At 43.8% G+C, this 2,755-nt stretch carries 5 protein-coding genes; 4 read left to right on the top strand and 1 reads right to left on the bottom strand.

Annotated features, from left to right (window positions below; translation table 11 throughout):
* The 4 genes from HRT75_RS14455 to HRT75_RS14470 form a co-directional block, all read left to right on the top strand.
* The coding region (locus HRT75_RS14455; protein WP_291188233.1) for a MotA/TolQ/ExbB proton channel family protein at positions 1 to 438 on the top strand (438 nt) is incomplete at its 5' end.
* Positions 439 to 453: 15 nt separating this feature from the next.
* The gene (locus tag HRT75_RS14460) at positions 454 to 939 is read left to right on the top strand and encodes a hypothetical protein (protein ID WP_291188239.1); all 486 of its coding nucleotides are present in this window, start codon (positions 454 to 456) and stop codon (positions 937 to 939) included.
* An 8-nt stretch (positions 940 to 947) separates the two neighbouring features.
* Positions 948 to 1,502: a biopolymer transporter ExbD gene (locus tag HRT75_RS14465; protein WP_291188242.1), complete on the top strand. Its 555-nt coding sequence runs from the start codon at positions 948 to 950 to the stop codon at positions 1,500 to 1,502.
* Between the two features lie 98 nt (positions 1,503 to 1,600).
* The gene (locus tag HRT75_RS14470; protein WP_291188245.1) at positions 1,601 to 2,077 is read left to right on the top strand and encodes a biopolymer transporter ExbD; all 477 of its coding nucleotides are present in this window, start codon (positions 1,601 to 1,603) and stop codon (positions 2,075 to 2,077) included.
* 125 nt (positions 2,078 to 2,202) lie between these two features.
* Here HRT75_RS14470 and HRT75_RS14475 read toward each other — a convergent pair whose 3' ends face one another.
* The gene (locus tag HRT75_RS14475; protein WP_291188248.1) at positions 2,203 to 2,643 is read right to left on the bottom strand and encodes a DUF4293 domain-containing protein; all 441 of its coding nucleotides are present in this window, start codon (positions 2,641 to 2,643) and stop codon (positions 2,203 to 2,205) included.
* Between the last annotated feature and the right edge of the window lie 112 nt (positions 2,644 to 2,755).

The raw sequence follows: 2,755 nt of genomic DNA on the forward strand, positions 1-2,755 counted from the left end.
GAAGTATGTAAGTCAACTCAGGGCCCAACAGCAAGTATCCTTTATGAAGGACTTAAGAATGCTGACGACGGCGCTGAAGCTGTAGAAAAAGCAATCGTATCTTACGGTAGCGTTCAGATGGGCTTGCTGGAGCGTGGTCTTGTTTGGATTTCTCTTTTCATCGCAATTGCACCGATGCTTGGTTTCATGGGTACGGTAATTGGTATGATTCAGGCATTCGACCGTATCGAAGCGGTTGGTGACCTTTCTCCTTCTGTTGTTGCAGGTGGTATTAAGGTTGCACTTTTGACGACTGTATTCGGTCTGATCACTGCGATTATTCTGCAAATCTTCTACAACTATATCGTTTCTAAGATTGACGGTATCGTTAACAAAATGGAAGATGCATCTATCGCATTGGTAGACATCATGGCGTCAAACAACATTTTCAAGCAGTAAGAGAAATCATCAACTATGTATAAATTTCTAACCAAAAATGGTCAGACACTGGCCTTCGGTTTAGGAGTTCTGATAACCGTGATCTTCTTAATCTCTGTGGTCTCTAACATGGGAGAATTCACAGCGATGGCGGAAGAGAAGCAGATCGAAACAGGCATTTTTGACTTCGGCTTGTACGGTGCAATTGCACTGACAATCGTTGCAGCTATCGCCATGCTTGTGTTTGGTCTGTATCAGGTAGTAACGAGCTTCAAAAGTTCCATGAAAGGGATTTTGGGCTTCGCTGCACTGCTGGTTATCTTCTTCGTCTCCTATTCTATGACTGACACAGAAGTAACTCCATATATTCAGGGTGCCATCGACAAGTTCGAGCAGGGTGGTGCAGTATTCACCGAGGGGAACCTTAAGTTCATCAGCGGTGGTATCTCCACTACTATCATTCTTGTAGTAGTGGCAGCAGCAGCCTTCGTGGTATCTGAGATTACTAATTTGTTCAAATAATAAGGCATATGGCAAAAACGAGCACCAGAGATCGGATGAGCAATGAGATCAATGCAGGCTCAATGGCCGATATTGCCTTCCTGCTCCTGATCTTCTTCCTCGTAACGACGACAATCGTAGAGGACAAGGGTATTACGGTAAAACTACCGCCTTGGTCAGAAGAGGAGCCTGATATTACCAAACTGAAGAAACGTAACGTTTTCTCGGTTCTGGTTAATGCGCAGGATCAGCTTTTGGTTCGTGGTGAACCCGCACGGGTCGATGAATTACGCGAGCGTGCTAAAGAATTCATCAACAACCCTAATAAGCTTGAAAACTTGGCTGAGAAGCCAACGAAAGCGATTATCTCACTTAAAAACGACCGTGGTACATCTTATGATGCTTACCTGACTGTTTATAATGAGTTGAAAGCAGCTTATTCTGAGTTGTGGGACGAACTAAGCCAGCAAAAGTATGGCATTCCATATAATGATGATATGCCATTTGCTTATAAGAAAGCGATACGGGAAGAAATACCTTTTGTACTCTCGGAAGCTGAACCAACAGCCTTCGGTGAGGAGTAGACGGTATGGGGATAGGTTTATGACTTGTCCCCTTAGTCGAAAAACTACCGCCCTATTTCTTTCACCTTTTGCCCTCGGGCAGTTAAAATTGATTAACTATGGCTAAGTTTTCTAAAAAGAGAGGAAAATCGAAACCGGAGGTCTCTACGGCTTCCCTTCCAGATATCATCTTCATGCTTCTGTTCTTCTTTATGGTTGTAACCGTATTGAGAGATGCAGAACTGATGGTAAAGGTATCCACTCCTTACGCTACCGAATTGACGAAGCTGGAGGAAAAATCATTGGTTAATTACCTGTATATCGGTCGTCCAACGCAGAAGTTTACCAATATTTATGGTACAAAACCACGTCTTCAGCTAGGCGATAAGTTTGCTAATATTTCTGACATTCCACTGTTTCTGGAAAAGCACAAGATTAAGGTGCCGGAAGCACGTCACGGTCAAATCACTTCTTCACTTCGTGTAGATGGTGAGGTAACCATGGGTATTGTTTCAGATGTAAAGACTCAGCTTCGGAAATCCGGTCAGCTGAAAGTGAACTACTCCGCTAAGAAGGACCCGAACGCGACAGAGTAGTAAAATACCTATCGCTTCCTCATAAAAAAGCGCCTTCTACAGGATTATATCTTTGTAGAAGGCGCTTTTCGTTTTACAGGGAGACTTTTTAGACTCCTTATTTCCCTGCCAGGTTAGAGAGGGGATTAACGAAGGCGGTCCATAGAGCGAACCAGCTTGTCGTCTTTCTTAATGAAACGGTAAGCCAGAAAACAAAAGAATACTGCAAGAATAGGAAAGGCTCCTCCAAATGCAAACTCAACTACGGCTTTTCCGGCTTCGGTTAGGTTCTCAGCAAGATAGTAAATCGCAAATACGAGCCCCCCGATATTTAAGATCAATGCTGACAAGCTGACTTTAGACTGCAGCCCTCTGTTGCGAAAGAGAAAAATGGCGATAATCGAAAGGGCTCCTGCCAATCCAAAAAGTACGGAAAGGCCTACCTGGTCATTTACATTATAGAGCGCATCACCAAAAATCATAGAGTTGTCAATAGCCTGAGGTGGTGTGGCTATGGGTAGCCCGAAGAGCCCTAGTGAGGCGCCTCCTGCCAGCAGAAGGAAGATTGATTGAATCCTCTGAATCATAATCTGTTTCGGTTGTTTGGCGCGAAGATAAGGATCATTTGAAAGACTCTTAGCTATAGACTGTATATTAGCACTGCATTCCATTTATACCTAAGACGAAGTGATTTGGGAG

It is taken from the genome of Gilvibacter sp., from assembly GCF_013214815.1.
Lineage (GTDB): Bacteria > Bacteroidota > Bacteroidia > Flavobacteriales > Flavobacteriaceae > Gilvibacter.